This window comes from Nocardia sp. NPDC060249, from assembly GCF_042728755.1.
In the GTDB taxonomy this organism is placed as follows: Bacteria; Actinomycetota; Actinomycetes; order Mycobacteriales; family Mycobacteriaceae; genus Nocardia.
In genome coordinates, this window is record NZ_JBHXAQ010000002.1 from 499870 (window position 1) to 523992 (window position 24123).

Consider the following 24123-nt stretch of genomic DNA (forward strand, 5'->3'; position numbering starts at 1 on the left):
CACGTCGAACTGATCGATTGACCGAATCCAGCGATTGCCGTCATGTCGACATTCGACACTCTCTCGTAAGACCGAAAACAAACCAAGGCGTCGGATTTGATCGATACATCCCGACACTGCGCGTGTCGTGCAGCGGATATACCAATTCGTTTGCCACCGATATTCGGGGCTTGACTTAATAGCGAGACCATTTAAACGCCGCGAGACAAACTGGACATTTCTTGAATGGCTAGAAACAAGACAGTGGGTATGTGACGCGCCGCGAGTTCGGCCGATGAGAATTCACTGACGGCAACCATGCCGCGATTGCACGGTCACCGGACCCGGACCGACCACAACGGGCCCCGCCGACAAGATCGGCGGGGCCCGTTGTCCGGACTACTGATCAGTCTTCGTAGGCATCCAGCGGCGGGCACGAGCACACCAGATTGCGGTCACCGAACGCACCGTCGATGCGCCGCACCGACGGCCAGACCTTCGGGCGGGCATGGCCGATACCGCGCGGGTACACCGCGGTCTCCCGGCTGTAGGGATGACTCCACTCGGCGACCAGGCTGGCCGCGGTGTGCGGCGCACCGCGCAGTGGGTTGTCGGTCACCGGCCACACACCGGCCGCGACCTGGTCGATCTCGCCACGGATGGCGATCATGGCGGCGACGAACTCGTCGATCTCTTCGAGGTTCTCGCTCTCGGTGGGTTCCACCATCAGGGTGCCCGCGACCGGGAAGCTCATGGTCGGCGCATGGAAACCGTAGTCGGCCAGTCGCTTGGCCACATCGTCGACGGTGACGCCGGTCTGCTTGGTGATCTCCCGCAGATCCAGGATGCACTCGTGGGCGACCATGCCGTTCTCGCCGGTGTAGAGCACCGGGAAGTAGGCGTCGAGGCGGCGGGCGATGTAGTTGGCGGACGCGATCGCGGTCAGCGTCGCCGCGCGCAGGCCCTCGGCGCCCATCATCCGGATGTAGGCCCAGGTGATCGGCAGAATCGACGCGGAACCGTAGTTCGCCGCCGACACCGCGTGCGAGCCCGCTTCCAGCGGGTCACCGGGCAGGTACTGCGCCAGGTGCGAGCGCACCGCGACCGGGCCGACACCGGGACCGCCGCCACCGTGCGGGATACAGAAGGTCTTGTGCAGGTTCAGGTGGCTCACATCGCCGCCGAAGCGGCCCGGACGGGCAAGGCCGACAAGGGCATTGAGATTCGCGCCGTCGACGTACACCTGGCCGCCGGCATCGTGCACGAGCGCGCACAACTCGGCGACCTCGTGCTCGTAGACGCCGTGGGTGGACGGGTAGGTGATCATGATGCAGGCCAGCCGGTCGGCGTGGTCGGCGATCTTGGCGCGCAGGTCGTCGAGGTCGACGTCACCGTTCGCGCGGCACTTCACCACCTCCACGCGCATGCCGACCATCGCCGCCGAGGCCGCGTTGGTGCCGTGCGCGCTGGACGGGATGAGGCAGGTGTCGCGGTGGTCGTCGCCGCGATCGAGGTGGTAGCGGCGGATCGCGAGCAGGCCCGCGTACTCGCCCTGGCTCCCGGCGTTGGGCTGCAGGCTCACCGCGTCGTAGCCGGTGATCTCGGACAGCCACTGCTCGAGATCGGCGATCAGCGTGCGGATGCCCGGGGTGTCCTCGGTGGGCGCGAAGGGGTGCAGTCGGGCGAAGCCGGGCCAGGTGATGGGCTCCATCTCCGCGGTCGCGTTGAGCTTCATGGTGCACGAACCGAGCGGAATCATGCTGCGGTCCAGCGCGATGTCCTTGTCCGAGAGCGCGCGCAGGTAGCGCAGCATGGCGGTCTCGGTGTGGTGGCGGGTGAAGGCCGGGTGGGTCAGGTAGTCCGAGGTACGCGTCTCGATCGCGGCGGGCTCGGTGCCCGCGCCCGCGTCGGGGGTCAGGGCGGTGCCGAAGGATTCGACGACGGCCGCGACATGCGCGTCGGTGGTGGCCTCGTCACAGGCGATGGCGACATGGTCGGCGTCGACCAGGCGCAGGTTGATGCCTTTCGACTTCGCCTTGGCGACAACGGCTTCCGCGCCGCCGGGCACGTGCGCGAGCACAGTGTCGAAGAAGGCGCTGTGCACAACGGCCCCGCCGAGGCCTGCCGCGACGGCGGCGGCGTGCTCGTGCACCCGGCGCGCGATGGCGCGCAGGCCGTTGGCACCGTGGTAGCTCGCGTACATCGCGGCGACGATGGCCAGCAGCACCTGGGCGGTACAGATGTTCGAGGTGGCCTTCTCGCGGCGGATGTGCTGCTCGCGGGTCTGCAGCGCCAGGCGGTACGCGGGCGCGCCGTCGGCGTCGACGGACACGCCGACCAGGCGACCGGGCAACTGACGGGCGAAAGCGGTACGCACAGCCAGGTAACCGGCATGCGGGCCGCCGAAGCCCATCGGCACGCCGAAGCGCTGGGTGGTGCCGAAGCAGACATCAGCGCCCTGCTCACCGGGCGGGGTGCTCAGCGTCATCGCGAGCAGATCGGCGCCTGCGGCGACCAGCGCGCCACGCGCGTGGGCGGCGGCGAACAGCGAGGTCCAGTCGACGATGTGGCCCGAGGCGCCCGGGGTCTGCACGATCACGCCGAAGAACTCGCCGTCGGGCAGTTCCCCGGTCGACAGGTCGGCCTCGATGATCTCGATGCCGAGCGGCTCGGCCCTGGTGCCGATGATGGTCTTGGTCTGCGGGAACAGGTCGGCGTCGATCAGCAGCCGGTTCGACTTGGACTTGCCCGCGCGGCGCAGCAGCGTCATCGCTTCGGCCGCGGCGGTGGCCTCGTCGAGCATGGAGGCGTTGGCGACGTCCATGCCGGTCAGGTCCGACACCATGGTCTGGAAGTTGAGCAGCGCCTCGAGCCTGCCCTGGCTGATCTCGGGCTGGTACGGGGTGTAGGCGGTGTACCAGGCGGGGTTCTCGAGCAGATTGCGCACCAGCACCGGCGGGGTGAGGGTGTCGTAGTAGCCCAGCCCGATCATCGAGGTGGCGACGGTGTTCGCCTGCGCCAGCGCGGCCAGTTCCTCGAGCACCTCGTGCTCGGAGGCGGGCGCGGGCAGCGCGCCGAGGCCGGACTCGTCGAGGATCGTGGCGGGCAACGCCGTGGTCGCGAGTGCGTCGATGGACTCGACGCCGATGGTCGCGAGGATCCGGGCGAGTTCGTCGGAATCGGGTCCGATGTGGCGGTCGGCGAACGAACGGGTCACGGCAGCTCCAGGTCGGGCGGGTCGACCTCGTGGTCGACGGGTACCAGCCCTCCCCCTCTGTCTGTGCGCCTGAGAGATTCGGAAACGCGGCCCCGAAATGGGAAGACCGTGCCCCTTTCCCCGTGGGCGGGCAGCCGGATGCCACCGCTTTCCAGAGGCGTCGAATCACCGTGCGGTCCCTGTTGCCTGAGAGATTGACGGGGAGGTGCTGCTCCTTCGGCGCCCCGATTCTCACGAACCGAGGACTCTCCCGCACGGCGGCGACGCACCACTGATTCTAGATGCAGCAAACCCCCGGTCGCGCCACCAGGGGCACGCCGGGGGTGTAGTGCTCGTCACTGTGCCCGCGCGAGCACGCGGCACCGCTAGCCGGTTTTTCGGTTCTCGCGCACCTTGCGGCGGAAGGACAGTTCGTCCTCGGGGCGGTCGGTGATCGCGGTGGCCCGCTCGGCGGGGAAATCCGCGATCGCGCCGGTCAGCTCACGCATGGCGCCACCGACGGCGATGCCGAACACGCCCTGTCCGCCCTGCAGTAAATCGACGACTTCCTCGGGCGAGGTGCACTCGTACACCGAGGTTCCGTCGGAGAACAGGGTGATCCCGGCCAGATCGCCCACGCCACGACTGCGCAGGTGATCGACGGCGATCCGGATGTTCTGTAAAGAGATGCCCGCGTCCAGCAGCCGCTTCACGATCTTGAGGACAAGGATGTCCTTGAACGAGTACAGCCGCTGGCTGCCCGATCCCGCCGCGCCACGGATCGACGGCACGACCAGCCCGGTCCGGGCCCAGTAGTCGAGCTGACGGTAGGTGATCCCGGCGACCTGACACGCGCTCGGCACCCGGTAGCCGACCAGATCATCCGGAACCGAGTCGTCCGGGAACAAGCCAGGCTGTACGACATCCTGCGTTTGTTCTTCCACTGATCGCTCCTTCTGCCGACGTTCTCGGGTCGGAGTCACGACGGATGTTGCCCGACTTTCGAGGTTACTCCTGCCATTGTCGGACCTGCGGTGTTGTCACACCAAGCACCAAACGCCGCGATTCCCTGGACCTCTACTTAAGGTTTAGAAGATTGCGATCAGCTGTCGGTCGCCTTGAAGTCGTCGGGCGAAACCGACTCCAAGAACTCCTTGAACTTCTCCACCTCGTCCTCGCGTTCGTCGGGCATCACCAAGCCCGCCTCAGCGAGCACCGGTTCTTCGGCGTAGATCGGGCACCCGACGCGCAAGGCGATCGCCACCGAGTCCGACGGCCGCGCCGAGACCCGCAGGTCGCCGTCGAAGACCAGATCGGCGTAGAAGGTGCCTTCCTGCAGATCCACGATCCGCACTTCCTTGAGTGTGTGTCCCAGCTCGGTGATCAGAATCTTGATCAGATCGTGAGTGAGCGGGCGGATCGGCGTGACCCCCTCCTGCTCGAGCACGATCGCGGTGGCCTCGGCCTGCCCGATCCAGATCGGCAGATACCGCTCCCCCGAAGCCTCCCGCAGCAGCAGCACGGGCTGGTTCTGTGGCTGCTCGACACGGATGCCGATGACACGCATCTCGCTCATGAGTAAGTCCTGCCTCCCATACTCGGCCGCCGGCCGGCACGACAGCTGCACAGCTCGCCGTATCAACGAGTCTAGGCGAATTCTGGGGCGTGCAAGAAAGACGTTCGAGCCGAAATCGGTGTGTAGCCGGGGCGATACCTGATCACCAGGCCGGGTGTGTCAGCCGCCGAGGGCTGTGCGCACCGCGGCTTTGACCAATGCGGCGTGCAGGTTCAGCGACAGCGCCGCGAGTTCGCGGACGGTCTCCTCGGCGCGAGCGCGCGCATCGGCATCGCGACTCTTCGCGATGGGCGCGGCGATCTGCGCGATCAGCGCCGCCTCGCGATCGGCGGCGAGTTTGAAGGCGCGCAGATGACGTGCCTCCAAGCCGAACTCGGCCATCGCCTTCGCCGCGTGCGCGAGCGTTACCGCATCGGATTCGAAGAACCCGCCCGCACCGGCGACGATGAGTCCCGCGCGCAGCAGATCGTCGAGGAAACGGTCGTCGATGTCGGCCTTGGCCAGCAGGTCGGACCTGGTGAGCCGCACGCCGATGTCGACACGCAATTCCTCGGGCGTGATCGCGCCCGTCACGATGCCGAGGCGACGCGGCGCGGCCGGGCTCGTCGGCTCGGCATCGGCGTCCGCGGAGCCGGGCACACCGTGCCCGGCCTCCGCGGATCCGTGGTGGGAGTGCGCGCGGGCGCGCGCTTCACGCACGCCCAACGTCGCCGCACCACTGTCGATCGCTTCCAACTGCTCCTTGATCACCTTCAACGGCAGGTACTGATCGCGTTGCGCGGTCAGCACGAAACGCAGCCGTTCGTAGTCGGCCACCGAGAACCGCCGGTATCCCGACGGTGTCCGTTCCGGCCGGATCAGGCCCTCGGATTCGAGGAACCGGATCTTGGAGATGGTGATATCAGGAAAATCTGGTCGCAGCAGGTCGAGTACGGAGCCGATCGACATCCCTCCGCGCGCCCACTGCGCCGCCCCTGTCACAGCACTGTGCCCGTTACGGGCACCAGTACCGTTGGGGTCATCGCGACCCCGCGCCCGACGCCGACTCGTTCGCCTGCGTGCGCGGCCCGGTCAGGAAGACCAGCCGGAACTTGCCGATCTGGACCTCGTCGCCGTTCTGCAGCTCCGAGGAGTCCACCGGCTCCCGGTTGACGTAGGTGCCGTTGAGGCTGCCCACATCGACGACCTGGAACGAGTCGTCGTCCTGACGGAACTCGGCATGCCGACGGCTGACGGTGACGTCATCCAGGAAGATGTCACTGTCGGGATGGCGGCCGGCCGAAGTGGTCGGCTGATCCAGCAGGAAACGCGAGCCCGCGTTCGGGCCACGCTTGACCACCAGGAGGGCCGCACCGGCCGGCAGGCCCTCGACGCCCTGAACCGGCTGTTCGCCGGTCGGCTCTGCGGAGCGCGACGCGTCGACCTCGTTGAGGAAGTCCGCGCGGAAGACCGACGTCGTCTCGGCCGCGGTTTCCCCGTAACCCGGGTCCCTGTTCTCGCTCACCGTTTCTCTCCTCCTCGAACCTGATTATCCATGCAAGCAGGTGCTGTATTCGGCGACACGACCGGCGCGATCACATCGCCAGGAAAAGATCCCGGCGTCGATTCCCCGACGTATCCGCTTGGCTTTGACCGTACCCTGCCGGGGCGTGCCCGTGCAGGGAGAACTGTGAAGGCTGAGTCAGCCCCCGATAACTCCTTGGTAACCCGCTGCATCCAGCAGTTCACCGAGGGCGGAATCGAGCGTTGCCTCGTCGTCGAACGCGAGCTCGAACAGCCATCCCTCGTTGTAGGGATCTTCGTTGAGCGTCTCCGGCGTCTGGACCAGATCCTCGTTCACCGCAACGACTTTGCCGGTGAGCGGAGCGTAGATGTCGGACACGCTCTTGGTCGACTCGACCTCGGCGATGCTGTCACCGACGGTCACGTCTTTGTCGACGTCGGGCAGCTGGACGAACACGACGTCACCCAGCTGTGACTGGGCGTAATCGGTGATGCCGACACGGACCGCCGTGGGGCTGGTCCGCCGCACCCATTCGTGCTCTTCGGTGTAGCGCAGTTCCTCAGGGGTCCGGGTCACTGGACGTCCTTTCATCGTCGACGTTGCACGCAACAGTATCGACTAGCTCCCACGGTGCGGCACAGGCGGTATCGATCGCGCGACCGCGACCGCGAGCCCCGCGTAGAGCAGCCCGGTCCAGACGTAGAGTGCCGTACCCCAGATCAGTAGTGCCCAGCCGAAGGCCCACCCGAAACTCGCCCCCGCCCAGTCCATCTCCCCGGTCAATATCCACGGCAGCGCCGACATCAGCGCGAAAGTGGCCGCTTTTCCCAGGTAGATCACTTCCGGCGCGGGAAGTTCGCGCCGCTTGTAGACCGAAAGGGTCGCGGTGAGTACCAGATCGCGTGCGATCAAGATCACCGCCAGCCACCACGGCAGCAGGCCGCGCACGACGAAGGCCACCAGGGTCGTCACCAGGTACAGCCGGTCGACGAGCGGGTCGAGCAGCGCTCCCAGACGCGAGGACTGATCGAGCAATCGGGCGAGTTTGCCGTCGAGGAAATCGGTGAAGCCGCTGGCGATCAGCAAGGCGAAGGCCCAGCCGTCGGCGTGGCGGACCAGCAGGAGCCAGAGGAAGACGGGGATGCCGATCAACCGCACCACGCTCAGCGCGTTGGGCACGGTCAGGATGCGGTCGCTGAACACACCACCGGTTTCGGTGTCGTGCGTGCCCGGCGTTCCTGATTCGGTTGCCACGCCCCTGCTTACCGCACCGACCCCGTCCGGCGCCATCCGGCCACGCCGAAACGCCGTCAACTCCGCTGTGTCCCGAGCGCCGCGCTGCCCGGCGCGCGGCAACCGGCTAACCTCGGCACTCGTGTCCGACAGTGGTATTGATCTGCGTTCCTACGTCTCCGCCGAGGACGCCCGCGAACGTGGCCGGGCTGCCAGGCTGCGGGTGCCCGTCACCGAGCGTGACCGCGCCGCGGCGAGCCCCGATCGACCGACGGTGCGCGAATTCATCGACCTCAGCAACCGTGGCCGGATCGAACGTCTGATCCCGTTGCGGATCGGGCGGATGATCGCCTCACCGTTCACCTTCTTCCGCGGCGCCGCGGGCCTGATGGCCGCCGATCTGGCCGCCGGACCGGACAGTGGTCTGGCCGCCCAGATCTGTGGTGACGCCCACGCCGCCAACTTCGGCCTCTACGGCACCCAACGTGGCGAGATCGTGATGGATATCAATGATTTCGACGAGACGGTCCTCGGCCCGTGGGAGTGGGATCTGGAACGTCTGGCGGCCAGCCTTGTGCTGGCGGGACGTGAGAGCGGCGTCGACGAGGACGACTGCCTGCGCGCGGCACGCGATGCGGCCCGTTCCTACCGCCGTACCGTCGGCGAATTGGCCGACATGCCGTTCATGCAGTCCTGGACCGCGCTGCCCGACGAGTCGATTCTCACCAGCGCCAAAGCCGAAGACCTGCTCGACGACTTCAAGAAGGCCGCGAAGAAGGCCCGCAAGAACACCAGCGCCAAGGTGGTGGCGAAATGGACCGAGCACCTCGACGACCACGAGACCGACATCCGCAAACACCGTTTCGTCAGCGATCCGCCCGTGCTGACCTCGGTCGACACGCCGGTGTCGGAAGCCGTGATCGACGGCTTGGAACGCTACGCGGGCACCATCCGGGAGTCCCGGCGCAATCTGCTGGCCAGGTTCGCGGTCTCCGATGTCGCGTTCCGCATCGTCGGCACCGGCAGCGTCGGCCTGCACAGCTATGTGGCGCTGTTGCACGGCAACGACGGCGAGGCGGTGGTGTTGCAGGTCAAGCAGGCGCGCCCGTCCGCCCTCACCCCGTTCCTGCTGCCCACCGAGCCCCGGCACGAAGGCGAACGGATCGTGGTCGGCGCGCGGAGCGTGCAGTCCGAGACCGACATCCTGCTCGGTTGGACGACCATCGAACTGGACGGGCCACTGCCCTTCATCGTGCGTCAGTTCCGCAACCTCAAGGGCAGTATCGACCCGGCGGCCCTGTCCGCCGACGATCTCGACGACTACGGCCGGCTCGCGGGCGCCCTGCTGGCCCGAGCGCACGCCCGCTCCCTCGACCCGCGCGCGCTGGCGGGGTATCTGGAAACCGACGATGACGACGACGACCGGTTCGAGGACTCGGTGGCCCGCTACGCGGTGCGCTACGCCGACCGCACCGAGGCCGATCACGCCGACCTCGTCGCGGCCGTGGACGCGGGTACGCTCGCCGCCGAACAGGATTGATCGAGCTACGATGTACGCCAACGGTTCTCGGCACAACGAAGGGCGGTCTCCATGCTCGTGCGCGTGCAGAATGCGGCAGGCAGCGATGCCGAGGCGGCACTGATCGACTGGTTGCGTACATGGAAGGACCCGGCGAGCCCGCACGGCGTCGCCACGATCAACTGCAGCCTGTTCCACCAGGATCGGCTGCATCAGTTCGACGCGGTGGTCTGGACCCCGACCAGTTGCGTGATCATCGAGGCGGAGACGTTCACCGCCCCGCAGGACGGCGTGCTGGAGATCCCGCTCAACGGCCCGTGGATGGTTTCCGGCGAACTCGCCCAGTTCTCGGGCGCGGAGAAGTCGACGCCGCTGGAACGGTCGCGTGATCACACCTTCGCCCTGCAGGACTATCTCGCCGCGCGCGGGCTCGGCCAGCGCGCGGTGCACGGTCTCGGCCTGATCGTGCCGATGCCCGGCGCCCAGATCGACGTGCACCAGGGCTGGAGCGACCCGAGCTTCGATGTGATCGTCACCGACGACCCGCACCGGCTCGAGCTCTACTTCGAATTGCTGGCCGAGAAGGAACACAATCTCTGGACGGCCAACGACGTCGCCATCGCGTTCCGCGGCCTCGGCATCCTGCCGTTCCTGCCCGCACCGCAGGATCTGCTCAACGAGGGCTTCCTCGGCCCGATCGACGTGACGCTGTGGCACGGCGGGCCCACCCAGGCTGCCGCGGAGACCTATGCCGAGGAACAGGCCGAGATCGCCCGCCAGGCGCAGTCCCGGGGCATGGTCGCGCCGTGGTACAGCCCGTGGAAGCTGTATCCGCGAGTCGGCGGCGATCTCGATTTCGGCCGGGCCTTCCTGCGGATCACTCTCGCTCTCGGCATGATCGTGGCCATCGTGTGGGTGCTGTGGTTCCTGGTCACGGCGGTACTCACCTACGGTCCGGCCTGAGCGGGGCCCGACGGCGGCTATCGTCGCCTTCGTGATCGACCGTGTCGGTAGTGCCCGCGTTGTCCGGGTGACAGCGATCGGCATCGGCGCCGCACTGACCGCGTCGATCCCACTGACCTTCCCCGCGAACGGTGGCCCGAGCGAGCTGGATTCCGTGGTGCCGGGCAACACCGTCTCACCGGGCCTCGCGCAGGTACTCGTCGTGCCGAGTAACGCGCCGGTGGTCGTGGCGCTGCTGCTGGCCGCCTGCGCCTGGTTCGCGCTCCACCGGCAGTGGTGGCAGGCCGTGACCATGCTGGTGGTTCCCGAGGTCGCCTTGGCGGTCAACACCTGGTTGCTCAAACCACTGTGGGATCGGCAGCTGGACGACCATCTCGCCTATCCCAGCGGACATACCGTCCACATGGTCGCTGTCGCAACAACTTTCGCGTGCCTGGTGGCCGGCCTCCGGGCGCGGATCGCGGTCGCGACGCTCACGGTGCTCGCCCTGCTCGCGATCACGCCCGCGATGGCCGAATTGGGCTACCACCACCCCACCGACGTACTCGGTGGGGCGGCGGCGGCCGCGGCGATGGCGATCGGCCTGTGCTGGCTCTCCGATGCCCTACACGCCCGGCGCGACGCCTAGCGGCGGTCGAAAACGCTGGCGTCGTGCAGCATTTCGGCGCGCAGCATCGCCTCGGGCACACCCATCGCCTCCACCAGGGTCAGCGCGTCCGGGCGCAGGCGGTCGACGAGTTCGTTCACCCCGCGCCGCACCGCCTTGGCCCGCTCCACCGACATGAACCGGTGCATGATGTACCAGGCCAGGTTCTCCTCCAGCGAGGCGTAAACGAAGAGGTCGCAGACGGTTTCGGCCAGCGCCTTGGCCTCCGCGTCCTCGATGGTGGCGATGCCGTCGACGAATTCCTCCAGCACGAGCCGGTCGATGTGCGCGGCGCCGGCGGCCAGGATGTGGTCCTGGGCGTTGTTGAACGCCTCGAACGGGCCGGTATCGGCGGCGCGGGCGCGCAACCGGTGCGCGGCGGTGCGCAGCAGGTAGTCCTCGCGGTCGGCGAACAGCTGTAGCTGGACGTCGCGTTTGGACAGGTCGCCTTCGTCGACGGACTCGTCGTTGCGGTCGCGCAGGGTCTGGATCAGCTGGCGCACGCCCGAGCGTTTGCGCACCACGTCGCCGGCCATGGTGGCGGCGAAGCGCACCCAGCCGAGTGCGTCGAGGTCGCGGACCTCGTCGGAGTAGGCGGTGAGCAGTTCCTTCGCCACGAGCTGGGTCAAGACGACGTTGTCGCCTTCGAAGGTGGTGAACACATCGGTGTCGGCCTTCAGCGTGACGAGGCGGTTCTCGGTGAGATAGCCCGCACCGCCGCAGGCTTCGCGGCATTCCTGAATCGCCCGCGTGGCGTGGCGGGTCTGGGCGACTTTCAGACCGGCGGCACGCTTCTCCAGCGCCCGCTGTGAGCTCGGTTCGGTGTCCTGCCCGCTCTGGATCAGGTCCATCCGGCGTACGAGGTCGTTCTGGGCGAAGGCCAGCGCGAACGACTTCGCCACCAGCGGCAGCAGCCTGCGCTGGTGACTGCGGTAGTCCAGCAGCAGAGTCTCCTCGCCGGTGTCGGGGTCGGCGAACTGGCGGCGTGCCAGCGCGTAGCGCACGGCGATACTCAGGGCCACCCGGGCGCCCGCCGCGGCCGCGCCGCCGACGCTGACCCGGCCACGCACCAGCGTGCCGAGGGTCGTGAAGAAGCGGCGGCTCGGGTTCTCGATCTCCGAGCTGTAGGTGCCGTCCGGTGACACATCGGCGTAGCGATTGAGCAGGTTCTCTCGGGGGATCCGCACCTGGTCGAACACGATCCGGCCGTTGTCGACGCCGGGCAGGCCGCCCTTGAGGCCGTCGTCGTAGGTGGTGACGCCGGGCAGGTCCGCGCCGAGTTCGTCACGGATCGGCACCAGCAGGCAGTGCACCCCTTTGCTCTCGCCGCCGACGATCAACTGGGCGAACACTGCGGCCATCCGCGCGTGCACCGCGGCGCCGCCGATGTAGTCCTTGCGCGCCGACGGGGTCGGGGTGTTGACGACGAATTCCTGGGTGGCCGGGTCGTAGGTGGCCGTGGTCTCCAGATCGGCGACATCGCTGCCGTGCCCGGATTCGGTCATCGCGAAACAGCCGAGCAGGTCGAGCGAGATCAGGCGCTTGATGAAGTCACGGTGACGTTCGGTGCCCAGGTTCTCCACCGCGCCGCCGAACAGCCCCCACTGCACACCGGATTTCACCCACAGCGACAGGTCGGTGTAGGCCAGCATCTCCAGCCCGATGACCGCACCGCCGGGATCGCCGGTGCCGCCGTTTTCGGGCCGGAAGCCGCGCTCGGGGTAGCCCATGGTCGCGATGACCCGCATCTGGTCGAGCACGCGAGCCCTGGCCGCGTGGATGTCGAGTTCGGGGTCGTCGGTGAATTCCTCACCGGCGAGCTGGGTGCGTGCCTGTTCCCTGACCGCGCGCCACGGTCCGTCCAGCGCTGCGCGGAGATGTTCTGCCGTCGTCGATGTGCCGGTAGCCATGGCTTCGACAGTAGCCCGCACACGGTGGGTCACCCAGGCCCGAAACTCGGATCGGGCGAAAGTCTTGCCAACGGATTGAACACGCGTTTAACATATTGAACATGCGTTCAGCTGATCTCACCACCGCAGCAAGAATTCGCGATGCCGCGATCGAATTGTTCGGTGAGCAGGGATTCGGTGTCGGCGTCCGGGCCATCGCCGCCGCAGCCGGGGTATCGCCCGGGCTGGTGAACCATCACTTCGGCTCCAAGGATGGACTGCGTGCGGTCTGCGACGATCGTGTGCTCGAGATCATTCGCGACGAGAAGTTGCGTGCGCTCCAGGCGCCGGGTCCCGCGGGGATCTTGAACGCGATGGCCGAGATCGAGATGTACGCGCCCCTGGTGGCCTACATGCTGCGCAGCTTCCAGGCCGGCGGCCCGCTCGCGGAGTCCTTGCTCGAGCACATGATCACCGACGCGGAGCAGTACATGCAGACCGGTGTCGACGAGGGCAAGGTCAAGCCGAGTCGCGACCACGCCGCCCGCGCCCGCTACATCGTGCTCTGCCACGTCGGCGCGATGAACCTCTATCTCCAGATGCGTATACAGCGCGAAGGAAAACTCGACTACGGCAAGGCGATTCGTGAGCTGTCCGACGAGATCACCTTTCCGGCGCTCGAGCTCTACACCCAAGGATTACTCACCGATTCCACCACGCTCGACACCCTTTTCGAGGAGTAGACGATGCCCACCCCCACCACTGACCGGGTCATCGATGTCGCGGGCCTGCGCAAAACGTTCGGCCGCTTCACCGCACTGGACGGACTCGACCTGCGCGTCGGTACCGGCGAAATCCACGGTTTCCTGGGTCCCAACGGCGCGGGAAAGTCCACGACCATCCGGGTCCTGCTCGGCGTCCTGCGCGCTACCGGCGGCGACGCCGCGGTCTTCGGCCGCGATCCGTGGACCGATGCCGTCGAACTGCATCGCCGCATCGCGTATGTCCCAGGCGATGTCACCTTGTGGCCCTCGCTGTCGGGTGGTGAGACGATCGATCTGCTCGCCCGCATGCGCGGCGGCCTGGATACGACACGACGCGACGAACTGATCGAACGCTTCGAACTGGACCCGACCAAGAAGGCGCGCACCTACTCCAAGGGCAACCGGCAGAAAGTCGCTCTGGTATCGGCCTTTTCGGCGAACGCGGACCTGCTGATCCTCGACGAGCCGACCTCGGGCCTCGACCCACTCATGGAGCAGGTCTTCCAGGAGTGCGTGCGCGATGCCGCCGCCCGCGGTGCGACGGTACTGCTGTCGAGCCACATTCTGTCCGAGGTCGAGCACCTGTGCGACCGGGTGACGATCATTCGCGCAGGCCGCACCGTGGAATCCGGTTCACTGAACGACCTGCGCCATCTGAGCCGCACCGCCATCACCGCCGACCTGATCGGCGATCCCGGCGATCTGAGCGCGATGGCCGGTGTCGGAGATGTCGAACGCGACGGTTCGACCCTGCGCTGCCAGGTCGACGCCGACCATCTCGGCGCCCTGATCCGTGTGCTCGGTGACGCGGGCGTGCGCAGCCTGACCAGCGCCCCGCCGACACTCGAGGATCTGTTCCTTCGCCACTACCACGTCGACACCGAGACCGCGGAGAAGGTGCGCGCATGACCACCACCGCCGCTCTCCCCCATTTCACCGCAACAGCGCGCACCGCAGGCGAATTCGCGGGCACCGGCCAGATGCTGCGCCTGTACCTGCGCCGCGACCGGGTGGTCGCCCCGCTGTGGTCGCTGCTGATCGGGCTGATGCCCGCGCTGCAGATCGTTTCGATCAAGGACATCTACACCACCCAGGAACAGCTCGACCACTTCGCGACGACCACGGCGGCGAGCCCGGCGCTGATTGCCATGTACGGGCCGGTTTTCAGCTCGGCGCTGGGCTCCATCGGCACCTGGAAGGCCGGGGCGATGTACGCGATGATCGCGATCGCGGCGGTACTCACGGTCATCCGCCACACCAGGGTCGAGGAGGAGACCGGGCGCGCGGAACTGGTCGGCGCCACCAGCATCGGCCGGTTCGCCGGCCTCACCGGAGCGCTGCTGCTCACCTACGGTGCGTCGGTAGTGGCCGGAATCGCCTGTGCCGCTTCGCTGATGGCCACCGATCTGCCTGTCGGCGGTTCGGTCGCCTTCGGCGCCGCGCTCGCCGGGTCCGGTGTCGTCTGGGGTGCGGTGGCCGCGGTCGCCGCTCAGGTCAGCACCGGCGCGCGGCTGGCCCGTGGCATCGCGTTCGCCACCTTGGGCGCGGCCTTCGCGGTGCGGGCGGTCGGCGACGCGGGAAACGGTGTGCTGTCCTGGTTTTCGCCGCTGGGCTGGTGCCTGCAGATCCGCCCGTTCGCCGACGAGCGCTGGTGGGTGCTGGTGCCGTTGGCCGCCCTCGGCACCGGCGCGACCCTGCTCGCCTATCGGCTGCTGCAGACCCGCGATATCGGTGCGGGCCTGGTGGCCGAGCGCCCGGGACCGGCCGTCGCGGGCAGCGCGCTGTCGGGTCCGGTGGGTCTGGCCTGGCGCCTGCAGCGCGGTTCGCTGCTCGCCTGGACGACCGGCTTCGCCCTGTACGGCCTGCTCATCGGCGGTGCGGTGAACAGCATCGGCGACATGCTCGACGACAGCGGCACCCTGCAGGACGTGGTCACCTCGCTGGGCGGGTCGGCCGACCTGGAGAAGGCGTTCATCGCCTACGCCGTCACGATGTTGGCCGCCGCGGCGGCCGCCTACTCCGTGTCGGCGGTGCTGCGGCTGCACGAGGAGGAGAACTCGGGCCGCGCCGAGACGGTCCTTGCCGCCGCGGTGGGACGCGTGCGTTATGCGTCGAGCCACCTGCTGTTCGCGATCGGCGGACCCGCTGTGGCACTGCTGTCCGCGGGCCTGGCGATCGGCATCGTGTGGGGTGCGACGGACGGCGACCTTCCCGGCAAGATCGGCGCATCCTTGGGCGCGGTCGCGGTGCAACTGCCCGCGGTCTGGGTGATCACCGCCATCGCGATGCTGTTGTTCGGCGCGCTGCCCAAGTACGCGGCACTTGCCTGGGGTGTACTGAGCGCGATGATCGTGATCTTCCTGCTGGGCTCGCTGGGTAGCTTCCCGCAGTGGGTCCTCGATCTGGTGCCCTTCGTCCATCCGCCGAAGCTGCCGGGTGCGGCGTTCGACATCGCACCGATCGCCTGCCTGATCGCCCTCGCGGGTGCGGGAATCCTGGTGGGGCTCATGGCTTTGCGCCGACGGGACCTGCGCTGATCGCCGGAGCGCGCTCCGTGTGGCCGAGCCGGGGTGGTGAGTCGGCGCACCGCCCCGGTTCAGTACGCGCCGTCGCCGCGGGTGACCGCCCCGATGGTGCGCGCGATCAGCGCCAGATCCAGCACCATCGACCAGTTCTCGACATAGGACAGGTCAAGGCGCACCGAATCCTCCGGCGACAGATCCGACCGTCCGCTGACCTGCCACAGCCCGGTGACGCCCGGCTTCACCAGCAGCCGCCGTCGCATCTCCCCGTCGTAGCTGTCGACCTCACGTTGCACCTGCGGCCGTGGCCCGACGACGCTCATGTCACCGCGCAACACGTTGAAGAACTGGGGCAGCTCGTCGAGGCTGTACTTGCGCAGGAACCGGCCGACGGCGGTCACCCGCGGATCGTCTTTGACCTTGAAGAACAACGGATTTCCACCGTGGCACTCGATGAGCGCCTCCACCGTGCTGTCAGCGTCGACGAGCATGCTGCGGAACTTGATCATCCGGAACGGAACACCGTCGCGCCCGATCCGCTCCGACAGATAGAACACCGGCCCCGCACTCGTCATCTTCACCGCGATCGCGATGGCGGCCAGCATCGGTGCGATGAGTACCAGCACGGTCGCGGCGAAACACAAGTCGAACAACGCTTTACGGCTCGATTTCGCTCGGCCGTAGCGCGGCGGGTCGATGTGCAGCATCGGCATCCCCGCGACGAGGCGGTTGGTCAGCCGCGTCTCCGCGATGTCGGCGACGCCGGGCGCGACGATCAGATCGACGCCGAGTGGATCCAGGGCCCATGCCATCCGCCGCAATTCGGCGGGTCCGAGATGATCGGTCGCGGCCACGGCGACCGAATCGGCGCCACTGCGACGCACCGCCTCCAGCACCGAGCGATCATCGCCGAGCACCGACGGCCCGTCGGACGTATCGAACTGCGCGCCCACCGATCCCGCGGGCACGCACACGCCGACCACGCGATACCCGGAGGCGGGATCGCCGGTGAACGCCGACGCCATCGCGTGCGCGGCCTCCGGCGAACCCACCACCAGCACCGCGATGTGGCACCGTCCCTGCGCGCGCCACCGCCGCAACCGCCACCGCCACGCCAACCGCCCGGCGACCAGCGCGAACAGCCCCGCGGGCAACGCGATGGCGAGATAGCCCCGCGCGACCTCCACCCGGAACAGCAGCGCGAGGATCGCCAGCACACCGAACAGGCGCAGGGTCGCCGACACCAGCCTGCGGAACTCCTCGGTTCCGGTGCCGACCACCTGCGGGGTCCGGCTGCCGTACCCGTGCAGCAGCGCCAGCCAGCCGGCGGCCAAGGCCAGCGACACCACCGAGTAGCCGACCTCGTAGGGCAGCGGCCAGGCCAGTGGCGGCGCGGCGGGCCCACCGAAACGGATGACCTGTGCCGCCGCGACCGCCCCGAACACCGCGATCACATCGGTCACCGCCAACCGCTGGACCAACACGGTCTGCCAACTCTCGCGCTGTGTACGGCGCAGCACCTGGACAACGTCGACGTCGCCACTACCGGTGAGCTCGTAGCTCATGAACCCACACCCTCCCCTTCGGGAGACGAATCGTTTCCCGATCCCCGTCGACCGGAACGCGGCCTTGCGACCGTCCTACTTCCCGTCGATTCGATACCCGCCCGCTGATTGTTACAGACCACCAGCCGGGGTTCTTTCCGAAGACTCACCGCCACAAGGGATTCCGGTAGTTAGCCACATCACAGAACAATCGAACAGCTATCACCGATTAACTATTGCCTTTCGATATGAATGCAGGACAATCACTTTCACAAGTGATTGGCATCACACATAAATGAGGGGTGGTCGCCCTCGCCAACAATTAGCCGGTGCCGAATCGACCTGGTATCGGCCCGAAAATTACCATGAATCTGTTTCTGCCCGAACGTTTCGGGGCACTCTTGGAGCCCGCCGCTGTAACGTCTGGGCCCGCCGGTCCGACGTCCGGCATGACCGGCATGAGCCGCGACAGCTCGGATGAACAGGGATGAAGGTGGGGACTCCACGTGCAATGTCGACTCTGTGATTCCGAACGGCTCACGAGCGTGCTCGACCTGGGCGCCACCCCACCGTGCGAGAGCTTTCTGTCCGCCGCCGAACTCGACCTGCCCGAAGCGACGTATCCGCTGCACCTGCGGTTGTGCGAGGACTGCCTGCTGTTGCAGATCCCGGCGCTGATCACCCCCGAGGACACCTTCACCGAGTACGCCTACTTCTCCTCGTTCTCCGACAGCTGGGTACGCCACGCCGAGCAGTTCGTCACCAGCACCGCCGAACGACTCGGCCTCGGCGGCGATTCGTTCGTCGTCGAGGTGGCGAGCAACGACGGCTACCTGCTGCGCCACGCGGTCGCGCGTGGCATCCGCTGTCTCGGCATCGAGCCCTCGGTCAACGTCGGGCTCGCGGCCCGCGAGGTCGGCGTGCCGACGGAAACGGCGTTCCTGGAACAGGATTCGGCCGCCCGGGTCCGCGCCGAGCACGGTCCGGCCGACCTGGTGGTCGCCAACAACGTCTACGCCCACGTACCCGACCTGCGCGGGTTCACCCACGCTCTGCGCACCCTGCTCAGCGACGACGGCTGGTGCAGCATCGAAGTGCACCACGCGCTGAACCTGGTCCAGCTCGGCCAGTTCGACACCATCTATCACGAGCACTTCCAGTACTACACCGTCCATTCGGCGCAGCGCGCGCTGGCGATCGCCGGGCTGACCGTCGTGGATGTGGAACTGCTGGACACCCACGGTGGCTCGATCCGGCTGTGGGCACGCCCCGACGCCGTCGCCGAACCCACCGCCCGCGTCGCCGAGGTCCTCGACCTCGAGCGTGCGGCGGGCCTGCACGAACCCGCCGGCTACGCCGCGCTCGGTGCCCGTGCCGAATCGGTCCGTCAGGAGTTGCTGCGTTTCCTGCTCGACTGCCGCGCGGCCGGTAAGCGGGTGGTCGGTTACGGCGCGCCGGGCAAGGGCAACACGCTGCTCAACTACTGCGGCATCCGGCCCGACCTGCTCGAGTACACCGTGGACCGCAACCCCTACAAGCACGGCCGCTACACCCCCGGCACCCGGATTCCGATCCATCCCCCGGAACGCATCGACGCCGACAAACCCGATGTGGTGCTGGTCCTGCCGTGGAATCTCGAAACCGAGATCACGGCCCAGCTCGGCCAGGTCGGCGAATGGGGTGGCGAACTGATCTACCCGCTGCCGGTGCTGCATCGCGCCGCCACGGCAGGCGAACCGGTCGCGGCCGGCGCACTCTCCGAATGAAAGTGGACGAACCGATGAAGGTCGTACTGTTCTGCGGCGGATACGGCATGCGCATGCGTGGCGGATCCGACGACGTCGTCCCCAAGCCGATGCAGCTGGTCGGTCCGCGCCCCCTGCTGTGGCATGTGATGCGCTATTACGCGCACTACGGCCACAAGGAGTTCGTGCTGTGTCTGGGCTACGGCGCCGAACACATCAAGAACTTCTTCCTCACCTACCAGGAGTCGGCGTCCAACGACTTCGTGATCCGCAACGGTGAAGTGGAGCTGCTGGGCAGCGACATCAGCGACTGGTCGATCACCTTCGTCGACACCGGTGTCGAATCCGCGATCGGAGAGCGACTGCGCCGCGTGCGCGAGCACCTCGACGGCGACGAGTACTTCCTGGCCAACTACGCCGATGTCCTCACTGACGCGCCGCTCGACACCATGATCGAACGCTTCCACGCCTCGGGTGCGGCCGCCTCGATGATGGTGGTGCCGCCGCAGTCCTCGTTCCACTGCGTGGACATCTCGCCGACCGGTGAGGTGAAGGACATCGTGCCGGTGGCGCAGATGCCGCTGTGGGAGAACGGCGGATACTTCGTGCTCAGCCAGGAGATCTTCGATCTGCTGCCGCCCGGCGGCGATCTCGTCGCCGATGCGTGCGGCGCGCTCGCCGGGCAGGGCAGGCTCTTCGGCTATCAGCACATGGGCTTCTGGAAGCCGGCCGACACCTTCAAGGAACGCGCCGAACTCGACGACGCCTACCGCAACGGCACCCGGCCGTGGATGGTGTGGGACCGACCGTGATCGGGTTGTTCACCACCCCGCCGCGCCGGATCGCCGTGCTCGGCGCGCACTGCGACGACATCGCGATCGGGATGGGGGCGACGCTGCTCGCGCTCACCGGCGCCGATCCCGATATCGAGGTGCGGGCCCTTGTCCTCTCCGGTGGCGGCACCGCACGCGAGGACGAGGAGCGGGCGGCGCTCACCGCGTTCTGCTCGGGCAACAAGCCGGAATTGCACGTTCTCGATGTGCCCGACGGCCGCGCGCCGGCGCACTGGGATCGGATCAAGGACGCGCTGGCGGCCTTTCGTCGTGGCGGTGAACCCGAGGTGGTGTTCGCGCCGCATCGCGGCGACGCCCACCAGGACCACCGCCTGCTCGCCGAACTGGTGCCCACCGAGTTCCGTGACCACCTGACCCTGGGTTACGAAATCCTCAAATGGGAGACCGACACGCCGGCTCCCACGCTCTACCACCCGCTGAGTCATGAACTCGTCCAGCAGAAGTCGCGTCTGCTGCACGAACACTATCCGTCGCAGACGGGCCGCGACTGGTTCGACGAACAGGCCTTCCTCGGGCTGGCCCGGATGCGTGGCGTGCAATGCCACGCACCGTATGCCGAGGCGTTCGTGCTCGACAAAGCGATCATCAGATGGGAACAGACGTGAACATGCGGGTACTGGTCACCGGGCACCAGGGCTATCTCGGCACCGTGATGGTGCCGGTGCTGCGGGCGGCGGGCCACCAGGTCACCGGCCTGGACATCGGCTACTTCGCCGACTGCCTGCTCGGCGAATTCGCCGGTGACCCCGAAGGTTTGGCGGTGGACCTGCGCGAGGTGACCGTCGAGCAGCTGCGCGGTTTCGACGCGGTGATCCACCTCGCGGCGTTGTCGAACGATCCCCTCGGCGCCCTCGCCCCGCAGATCACCTACGACATCAACCATCACGCGTCGGTGCGACTGGCCCGCCTCGCCAAGCAGGCCGGGGTGTCGCGGTTCCTCTACGCGTCGACCTGCTCGGTCTACGGCGCCGCCGGTGCCGACCTCGTCACCGAGGACGCCCCGCTGCGCCCGATCACCCCGTACGCCGAGAGCAAGGTCCGCGTCGAAGACGATGTGGCCGCCCTGGCCGACGACGACTTCGTTCCGGTATTCCTGCGCAACGCCACAGCTTTCGGCTTCTCGCCGCGCTTGCGGGCCGATATCGTGCTCAACAATCTGGTCGGCTACGCGGTGCTCACCGGCGAGGTGAAAGTGCTCTCCGACGGCACCCCGTGGCGCCCCCTGGTGCACGCGGCCGACATCGCCGCCGCCTTCGCCACCTGCCTCACCGCGCCCGCCGCCGACGTCTCGTGCCGGGCGTTCAACATCGGCACCGAGGTCAACAACCTCACCGTCGCCGAGATCGCCGCCTCGGTGGTCGAGGCGGTGCCCGGATCCCGGCTGCTGATCACCGGCGAGAACGGTGCCGACCCACGGTCCTACCGGGTCGACTTCTCTTACGCGCGTGAGGTTCTCGGCTTCGAGGCGCAGTGGACGGTGCCCGCGGGCGCGGCCGAGCTGTTCACCGAGTACACCGCGCGCGGGCTCACCTCCGACGCGTTCTTCCGCCGGTTCACCCGGCTGCCGCACCTGCAGGGGCTGTGCGACTCCGGGGTGCTCGACGCACAGCTGCGCCGGATCAGTGCGTCGGCGTCAGCGTAGCCAGCAGCGCGGCCCAGCTCCCGGCCCCCGCGTCACGCGCGGAGACCGGACCGACGGGCAGCGGCCACTCGATCCCCAGTTCGGGGTCGTCGTAGGCGACCCCGATGTCCTCGGCGGGATCGTGCGGACGGTCGATGCGGTAGCAGACGTCGGCGATCTCGGTGAGCGCCTGGAATCCGTGCAGGAAACCCGGCGGCACGTAGAGGTGGTGGAACTGCTCGTCGTCGAGTCGAAATGCTCGGCGCGCACCGAAAGTCGGCGAACCGGGGCGAATGTCGACGAGCACGTCGTGCACGGCGCCGTGTGCGCAGCGCACGAGTTTGGCCTCACCGCGCCCGCCACGGCCGTGCATGCCACGGATCACCCCGCGCACCGACCGCGACTGCGAATCCTGCACGAAAGCCGCCGCCGCGCCCGGCACGCCGAGGTGGGCGTCGAACTCGACCGCGTCGAAGGTACGGGTGAACAACCCCCGCTCGTCCCGGAACGGTTCGGGTACGAGAACCACTACGTCGGCCAATTCGGTCCGCTCGATACGCACGAGGACATCCTGTCATGACCCGCCGATGCCGCGGCTGCGCGAAGACCGCGCTCGCTCCCGTTCTCGACCTGGGGTCGGTCCCGGCGGCGGATCACTTTCCGCCACGTGACGCTCCGGTCGCCGCCACCGAATCCGGCCACCCCTTGCGGATGGACCGGTGCGTGGCATGCGGGCTGGCCCAGTTGGCCGACGACGACACTGTCACCGCCGAACCCCGCGGCATCGAGCCGCTGGCCCTGCGCGACCAGGCCGCCGAGGCGGTGCGTCTGGTGCACGCCGCCGGACTGCTGCACGGATCGACGGTCACCGAATTCGGTAGCCCGCACGGCGGCACCTGGCTGCCCCTGCTCGCCGAGCGCGGCTTCACCGAGAACACCGGCGGACCGGCCGATGTGGTGCTCGACTGCTTCGGGATCATGCACGAACCCGATCAGCGGGCGGCCTTCGCGGCACGTGCCGCGGCGACGGCGCCCGACGGGGTGCTACTCGTCCAATACCACTCACTGGCCACCATCGTCGCGCAGGGACAGTGGAACGCCTTGCGGCACGGGCACTTCGCGTACTACTCGCTGTCCACTCTGCGCACTCTGCTCGGCGCGGCGGGGATGAGTGTGGTCACCGCGTGGGAGTTCGACCTCTACGGCGGCACGGTGCTCCTGGCCGTACGCCACGGCGATCACACCCCCGACGCCACCGTCGACAGCCTTCTCGTCACCGAAGCCGATGCGCTGAACTCGGCCCCCGAGTTACAGCGGACGGTCGACACCCACGTCCGCGCCCTGCGCGGTTGGCTGGACGCTGGTTCCGCACAGGGCCATCGGGTCTATGCCTACGGTGCCGCGTCCCGCGCGGTGGCCCTGCTGAGCATGGCGGGCGCGCACCGCGGCCTGCTCGCCGGGGTCGCCGACGCCTCTCCGGGCAAGCAGGGCTGCCGGATGCCCGGCACCGATGTGCCGATCATCTCCCCCGCCGAACTGGTCGCCGCCGAGCCCGACGTCGTGTTGCTGACGCTACCGGACCTGCTCGCCGAAGTGAGCGCCGCACTGCCCGAACTCGACGGCCGGTGGATGATCGACGACCCGGCGGGCCCACGCGAGTGATAGGCGCGCGCGACGACTGTGGCATAGCCGACCCTGTGTCGATCGGCAGCTGATCGGATCGCATGGGATACTCGTAATGCCCAGCGCCGCACCATGATCGAGTTCGGGACACTGCTGGACCGTCGCAGTGTCGCGGTGGCCGGTGCCCGGTTCGCAGGGGGAATGCGATGCCGAACGCAGCGTTCGACGGGCGCACAGCCAGGGGAAGAATTCTGATGAGGGGAACCACCGTGCTCGCACCACGCACGCTCCGGATCGCGGCGATGGCGTCGGTCATCGCCGTCGGTCTCGCCTTGGGAGCGGGGTCCGCCGCTGCCGGAATCGACAGCAGCAGCACCGTTCTCGACGGCAAGAACCGCGCGGTCGAGGCGATCCAGTCCGACACCCGGATCGACTTCGTCGCGCCACTGGACGGCAATCCGCTCACCCGCGAGTGGTTCCACAGCGGGGCGGCCTCCTACCTGGTCACCGGCCCCGACGCCGAGGCCTGGTCCGGCCGCATCACGCTCGGCTATCAGGTCGGCTACCCCGCGACGCTCGACGGCCGGATCAAGTTCGAGTGGTCGACTCCGAGCCTCGGCCTCGAGGTCGGCCCGGACGGGCCCACCGTCAAGCTCGACGGCCTCATCCCGCGCGCGGGCATCGAACTCGCCGCCGGCTTCGGCCCCGGTATCCAGGAGGTCGAGGTCGCGGGCGGTGAGATCGCCGGAGCCGAAGGCACACTGCGCCTTTCGGGCTTCCACGGCACTGTCACCGGTGTGCTCGGCCAGACCAATGTTCGCCCGTTCGTGCGGATCGTCAGCTCGTCCGGCGATACCGTCGTCACCTACGGCAAGACCTTCTCGATCTGATCACGACCCGACGGGCCCGGCCAGCGAAGTCGCTCGCCGGGTCCGTCGCTGTCAT

At 67.9% G+C, this 24123-nt stretch carries 22 protein-coding genes and 1 riboswitch; of the genes, 12 read left to right on the forward strand and 10 right to left on the reverse strand.

The window, feature by feature from the left end; all coding sequences use genetic code 11:
• Nucleotides 1–385 precede the first annotated feature (385 nt).
• The 7 genes from gcvP to ACFWFP_RS09890 all read right to left on the reverse strand — a co-directional run bounded on the left by gcvP (nucleotide 386) and on the right by ACFWFP_RS09890 (nucleotide 7509).
• Entirely contained in the window at nucleotides 386–3196 is a 2811-nt protein-coding gene (gene gcvP, locus ACFWFP_RS09860; RefSeq protein WP_379294345.1) for an aminomethyl-transferring glycine dehydrogenase, read from the reverse strand.
• Nucleotides 3197–3359: 163 nt separating this feature from the next.
• A riboswitch (glycine riboswitch) is annotated at nucleotides 3360–3459 on the reverse strand.
• A gap of 102 nt (nucleotides 3460–3561) precedes the next feature.
• Complete coding sequence (locus ACFWFP_RS09865) at nucleotides 3562–4119, reverse strand: MerR family transcriptional regulator (RefSeq protein WP_131816826.1); 558 nt, start codon at nucleotides 4117–4119, stop codon at nucleotides 3562–3564.
• 158 nt (nucleotides 4120–4277) lie between these two features.
• Entirely contained in the window at nucleotides 4278–4751 is a 474-nt protein-coding gene (locus ACFWFP_RS09870) for a bifunctional nuclease family protein (protein ID WP_067446263.1), read from the reverse strand.
• A gap of 159 nt (nucleotides 4752–4910) precedes the next feature.
• Nucleotides 4911–5699, reverse strand: a complete 789-nt coding sequence (locus ACFWFP_RS09875; RefSeq protein ID WP_379294346.1) for a MerR family transcriptional regulator — start codon at nucleotides 5697–5699, stop codon at nucleotides 4911–4913.
• A 70-nt stretch (nucleotides 5700–5769) separates the two neighbouring features.
• Nucleotides 5770–6255, reverse strand: coding sequence for an FHA domain-containing protein (locus tag ACFWFP_RS09880; RefSeq protein WP_101462719.1), 486 nt, complete (start codon nucleotides 6253–6255; stop codon nucleotides 5770–5772).
• A 177-nt stretch (nucleotides 6256–6432) separates the two neighbouring features.
• Complete coding sequence (gcvH, locus tag ACFWFP_RS09885) at nucleotides 6433–6831, reverse strand: glycine cleavage system protein GcvH (RefSeq protein ID WP_379219366.1); 399 nt, start codon at nucleotides 6829–6831, stop codon at nucleotides 6433–6435.
• Nucleotides 6832–6873: 42 nt separating this feature from the next.
• Complete coding sequence (locus ACFWFP_RS09890) at nucleotides 6874–7509, reverse strand: CDP-alcohol phosphatidyltransferase family protein (protein ID WP_378631208.1); 636 nt, start codon at nucleotides 7507–7509, stop codon at nucleotides 6874–6876.
• A gap of 121 nt (nucleotides 7510–7630) precedes the next feature.
• Between ACFWFP_RS09890 and ACFWFP_RS09895 the strand changes: the two genes are divergently transcribed.
• The 3 genes from ACFWFP_RS09895 to ACFWFP_RS09905 all read left to right on the forward strand — a co-directional run bounded on the left by ACFWFP_RS09895 (nucleotide 7631) and on the right by ACFWFP_RS09905 (nucleotide 10598).
• On the forward strand, nucleotides 7631–9028 hold the full coding sequence (locus ACFWFP_RS09895; RefSeq protein ID WP_379294347.1) for a DUF2252 domain-containing protein: 1398 nt from the start codon (nucleotides 7631–7633) through the stop codon (nucleotides 9026–9028).
• A 63-nt stretch (nucleotides 9029–9091) separates the two neighbouring features.
• A complete protein-coding gene (locus ACFWFP_RS09900; protein ID WP_379294348.1) occupies nucleotides 9092–9970 on the forward strand; it encodes a nuclease-related domain-containing protein in 879 nt (292 codons plus the stop codon).
• 31 nt (nucleotides 9971–10001) lie between these two features.
• Nucleotides 10002–10598 carry a phosphatase PAP2 family protein gene (locus ACFWFP_RS09905; RefSeq protein WP_379294349.1) on the forward strand — a complete coding sequence of 199 codons (597 nt, stop codon included), beginning with the start codon at nucleotides 10002–10004 and terminating at the stop codon, nucleotides 10596–10598.
• Here ACFWFP_RS09905 and ACFWFP_RS09910 read toward each other — a convergent pair.
• Entirely contained in the window at nucleotides 10595–12526 is a 1932-nt protein-coding gene (locus ACFWFP_RS09910; protein ID WP_379294350.1) for an acyl-CoA dehydrogenase, read from the reverse strand. The two genes, ACFWFP_RS09905 and ACFWFP_RS09910, sit on opposite strands and share 4 nt — an antisense overlap.
• A 101-nt stretch (nucleotides 12527–12627) precedes the next feature.
• Here ACFWFP_RS09910 and ACFWFP_RS09915 point away from each other — a divergent pair, with 101 nt between their 5' ends.
• From ACFWFP_RS09915 to ACFWFP_RS09925, 3 genes are read left to right on the forward strand one after another with little or no spacing between them, the layout of a single operon-like run.
• Nucleotides 12628–13248 carry a TetR family transcriptional regulator gene (locus ACFWFP_RS09915; protein ID WP_379294351.1) on the forward strand — a complete coding sequence of 207 codons (621 nt, stop codon included), beginning with the start codon at nucleotides 12628–12630 and terminating at the stop codon, nucleotides 13246–13248.
• Nucleotides 13249–13251: 3 nt separating this feature from the next.
• Nucleotides 13252–14178, forward strand: coding sequence for an ATP-binding cassette domain-containing protein (locus ACFWFP_RS09920; protein ID WP_379294353.1), 927 nt, complete (start codon nucleotides 13252–13254; stop codon nucleotides 14176–14178).
• A complete protein-coding gene (locus ACFWFP_RS09925; RefSeq protein ID WP_379294354.1) occupies nucleotides 14175–15806 on the forward strand; it encodes an ABC transporter permease in 1632 nt (543 codons plus the stop codon). Before ACFWFP_RS09920 ends, ACFWFP_RS09925 begins: the two co-directional genes overlap by 4 nt.
• Before the next feature lie 59 nt (nucleotides 15807–15865).
• On the opposite strand, the gene ACFWFP_RS09930 is transcribed toward ACFWFP_RS09925, so the two are convergent.
• Entirely contained in the window at nucleotides 15866–17356 is a 1491-nt protein-coding gene (locus tag ACFWFP_RS09930) for a sugar transferase (RefSeq protein ID WP_379294355.1), read from the reverse strand.
• A gap of 485 nt (nucleotides 17357–17841) precedes the next feature.
• On the opposite strand from ACFWFP_RS09930, the gene ACFWFP_RS09935 reads away from it, so the two are divergent.
• From ACFWFP_RS09935 to ACFWFP_RS09950, 4 genes are read left to right on the forward strand one after another with little or no spacing between them, the layout of a single operon-like run.
• Nucleotides 17842–19101, forward strand: a complete 1260-nt coding sequence (locus ACFWFP_RS09935; RefSeq protein ID WP_379294356.1) for a methyltransferase domain-containing protein — start codon at nucleotides 17842–17844, stop codon at nucleotides 19099–19101.
• A 14-nt stretch (nucleotides 19102–19115) separates the two neighbouring features.
• A complete protein-coding gene (locus ACFWFP_RS09940; protein WP_056817729.1) occupies nucleotides 19116–19892 on the forward strand; it encodes a hypothetical protein in 777 nt (258 codons plus the stop codon).
• Entirely contained in the window at nucleotides 19877–20539 is a 663-nt protein-coding gene (locus ACFWFP_RS09945; protein WP_379294357.1) for a PIG-L deacetylase family protein, read from the forward strand. Before ACFWFP_RS09940 ends, ACFWFP_RS09945 begins: the two co-directional genes overlap by 16 nt.
• Before the next feature lie 2 nt (nucleotides 20540–20541).
• A complete protein-coding gene (locus tag ACFWFP_RS09950) occupies nucleotides 20542–21576 on the forward strand; it encodes an NAD-dependent epimerase/dehydratase family protein (RefSeq protein WP_379295113.1) in 1035 nt (344 codons plus the stop codon).
• Here ACFWFP_RS09950 and ACFWFP_RS09955 read toward each other — a convergent pair.
• Nucleotides 21554–22117 (reverse strand): dTDP-4-dehydrorhamnose 3,5-epimerase family protein, encoded by a 564-nt coding sequence (locus ACFWFP_RS09955; protein ID WP_379294358.1) that lies wholly within the window; start codon nucleotides 22115–22117, stop codon nucleotides 21554–21556. The two genes, ACFWFP_RS09950 and ACFWFP_RS09955, sit on opposite strands and share 23 nt — an antisense overlap.
• A 14-nt stretch (nucleotides 22118–22131) precedes the next feature.
• Between ACFWFP_RS09955 and ACFWFP_RS09960 the strand changes: the two genes are divergently transcribed.
• Together ACFWFP_RS09960 and ACFWFP_RS09965 are read left to right on the forward strand one after the other, a co-directional pair.
• Complete coding sequence (locus ACFWFP_RS09960) at nucleotides 22132–23217, forward strand: class I SAM-dependent methyltransferase (RefSeq protein WP_379294359.1); 1086 nt, start codon at nucleotides 22132–22134, stop codon at nucleotides 23215–23217.
• Between the two features lie 215 nt (nucleotides 23218–23432).
• Nucleotides 23433–24068 (forward strand): MspA family porin, encoded by a 636-nt coding sequence (locus tag ACFWFP_RS09965; RefSeq protein WP_379294360.1) that lies wholly within the window; start codon nucleotides 23433–23435, stop codon nucleotides 24066–24068.
• Nucleotides 24069–24123 lie beyond the last annotated feature (55 nt).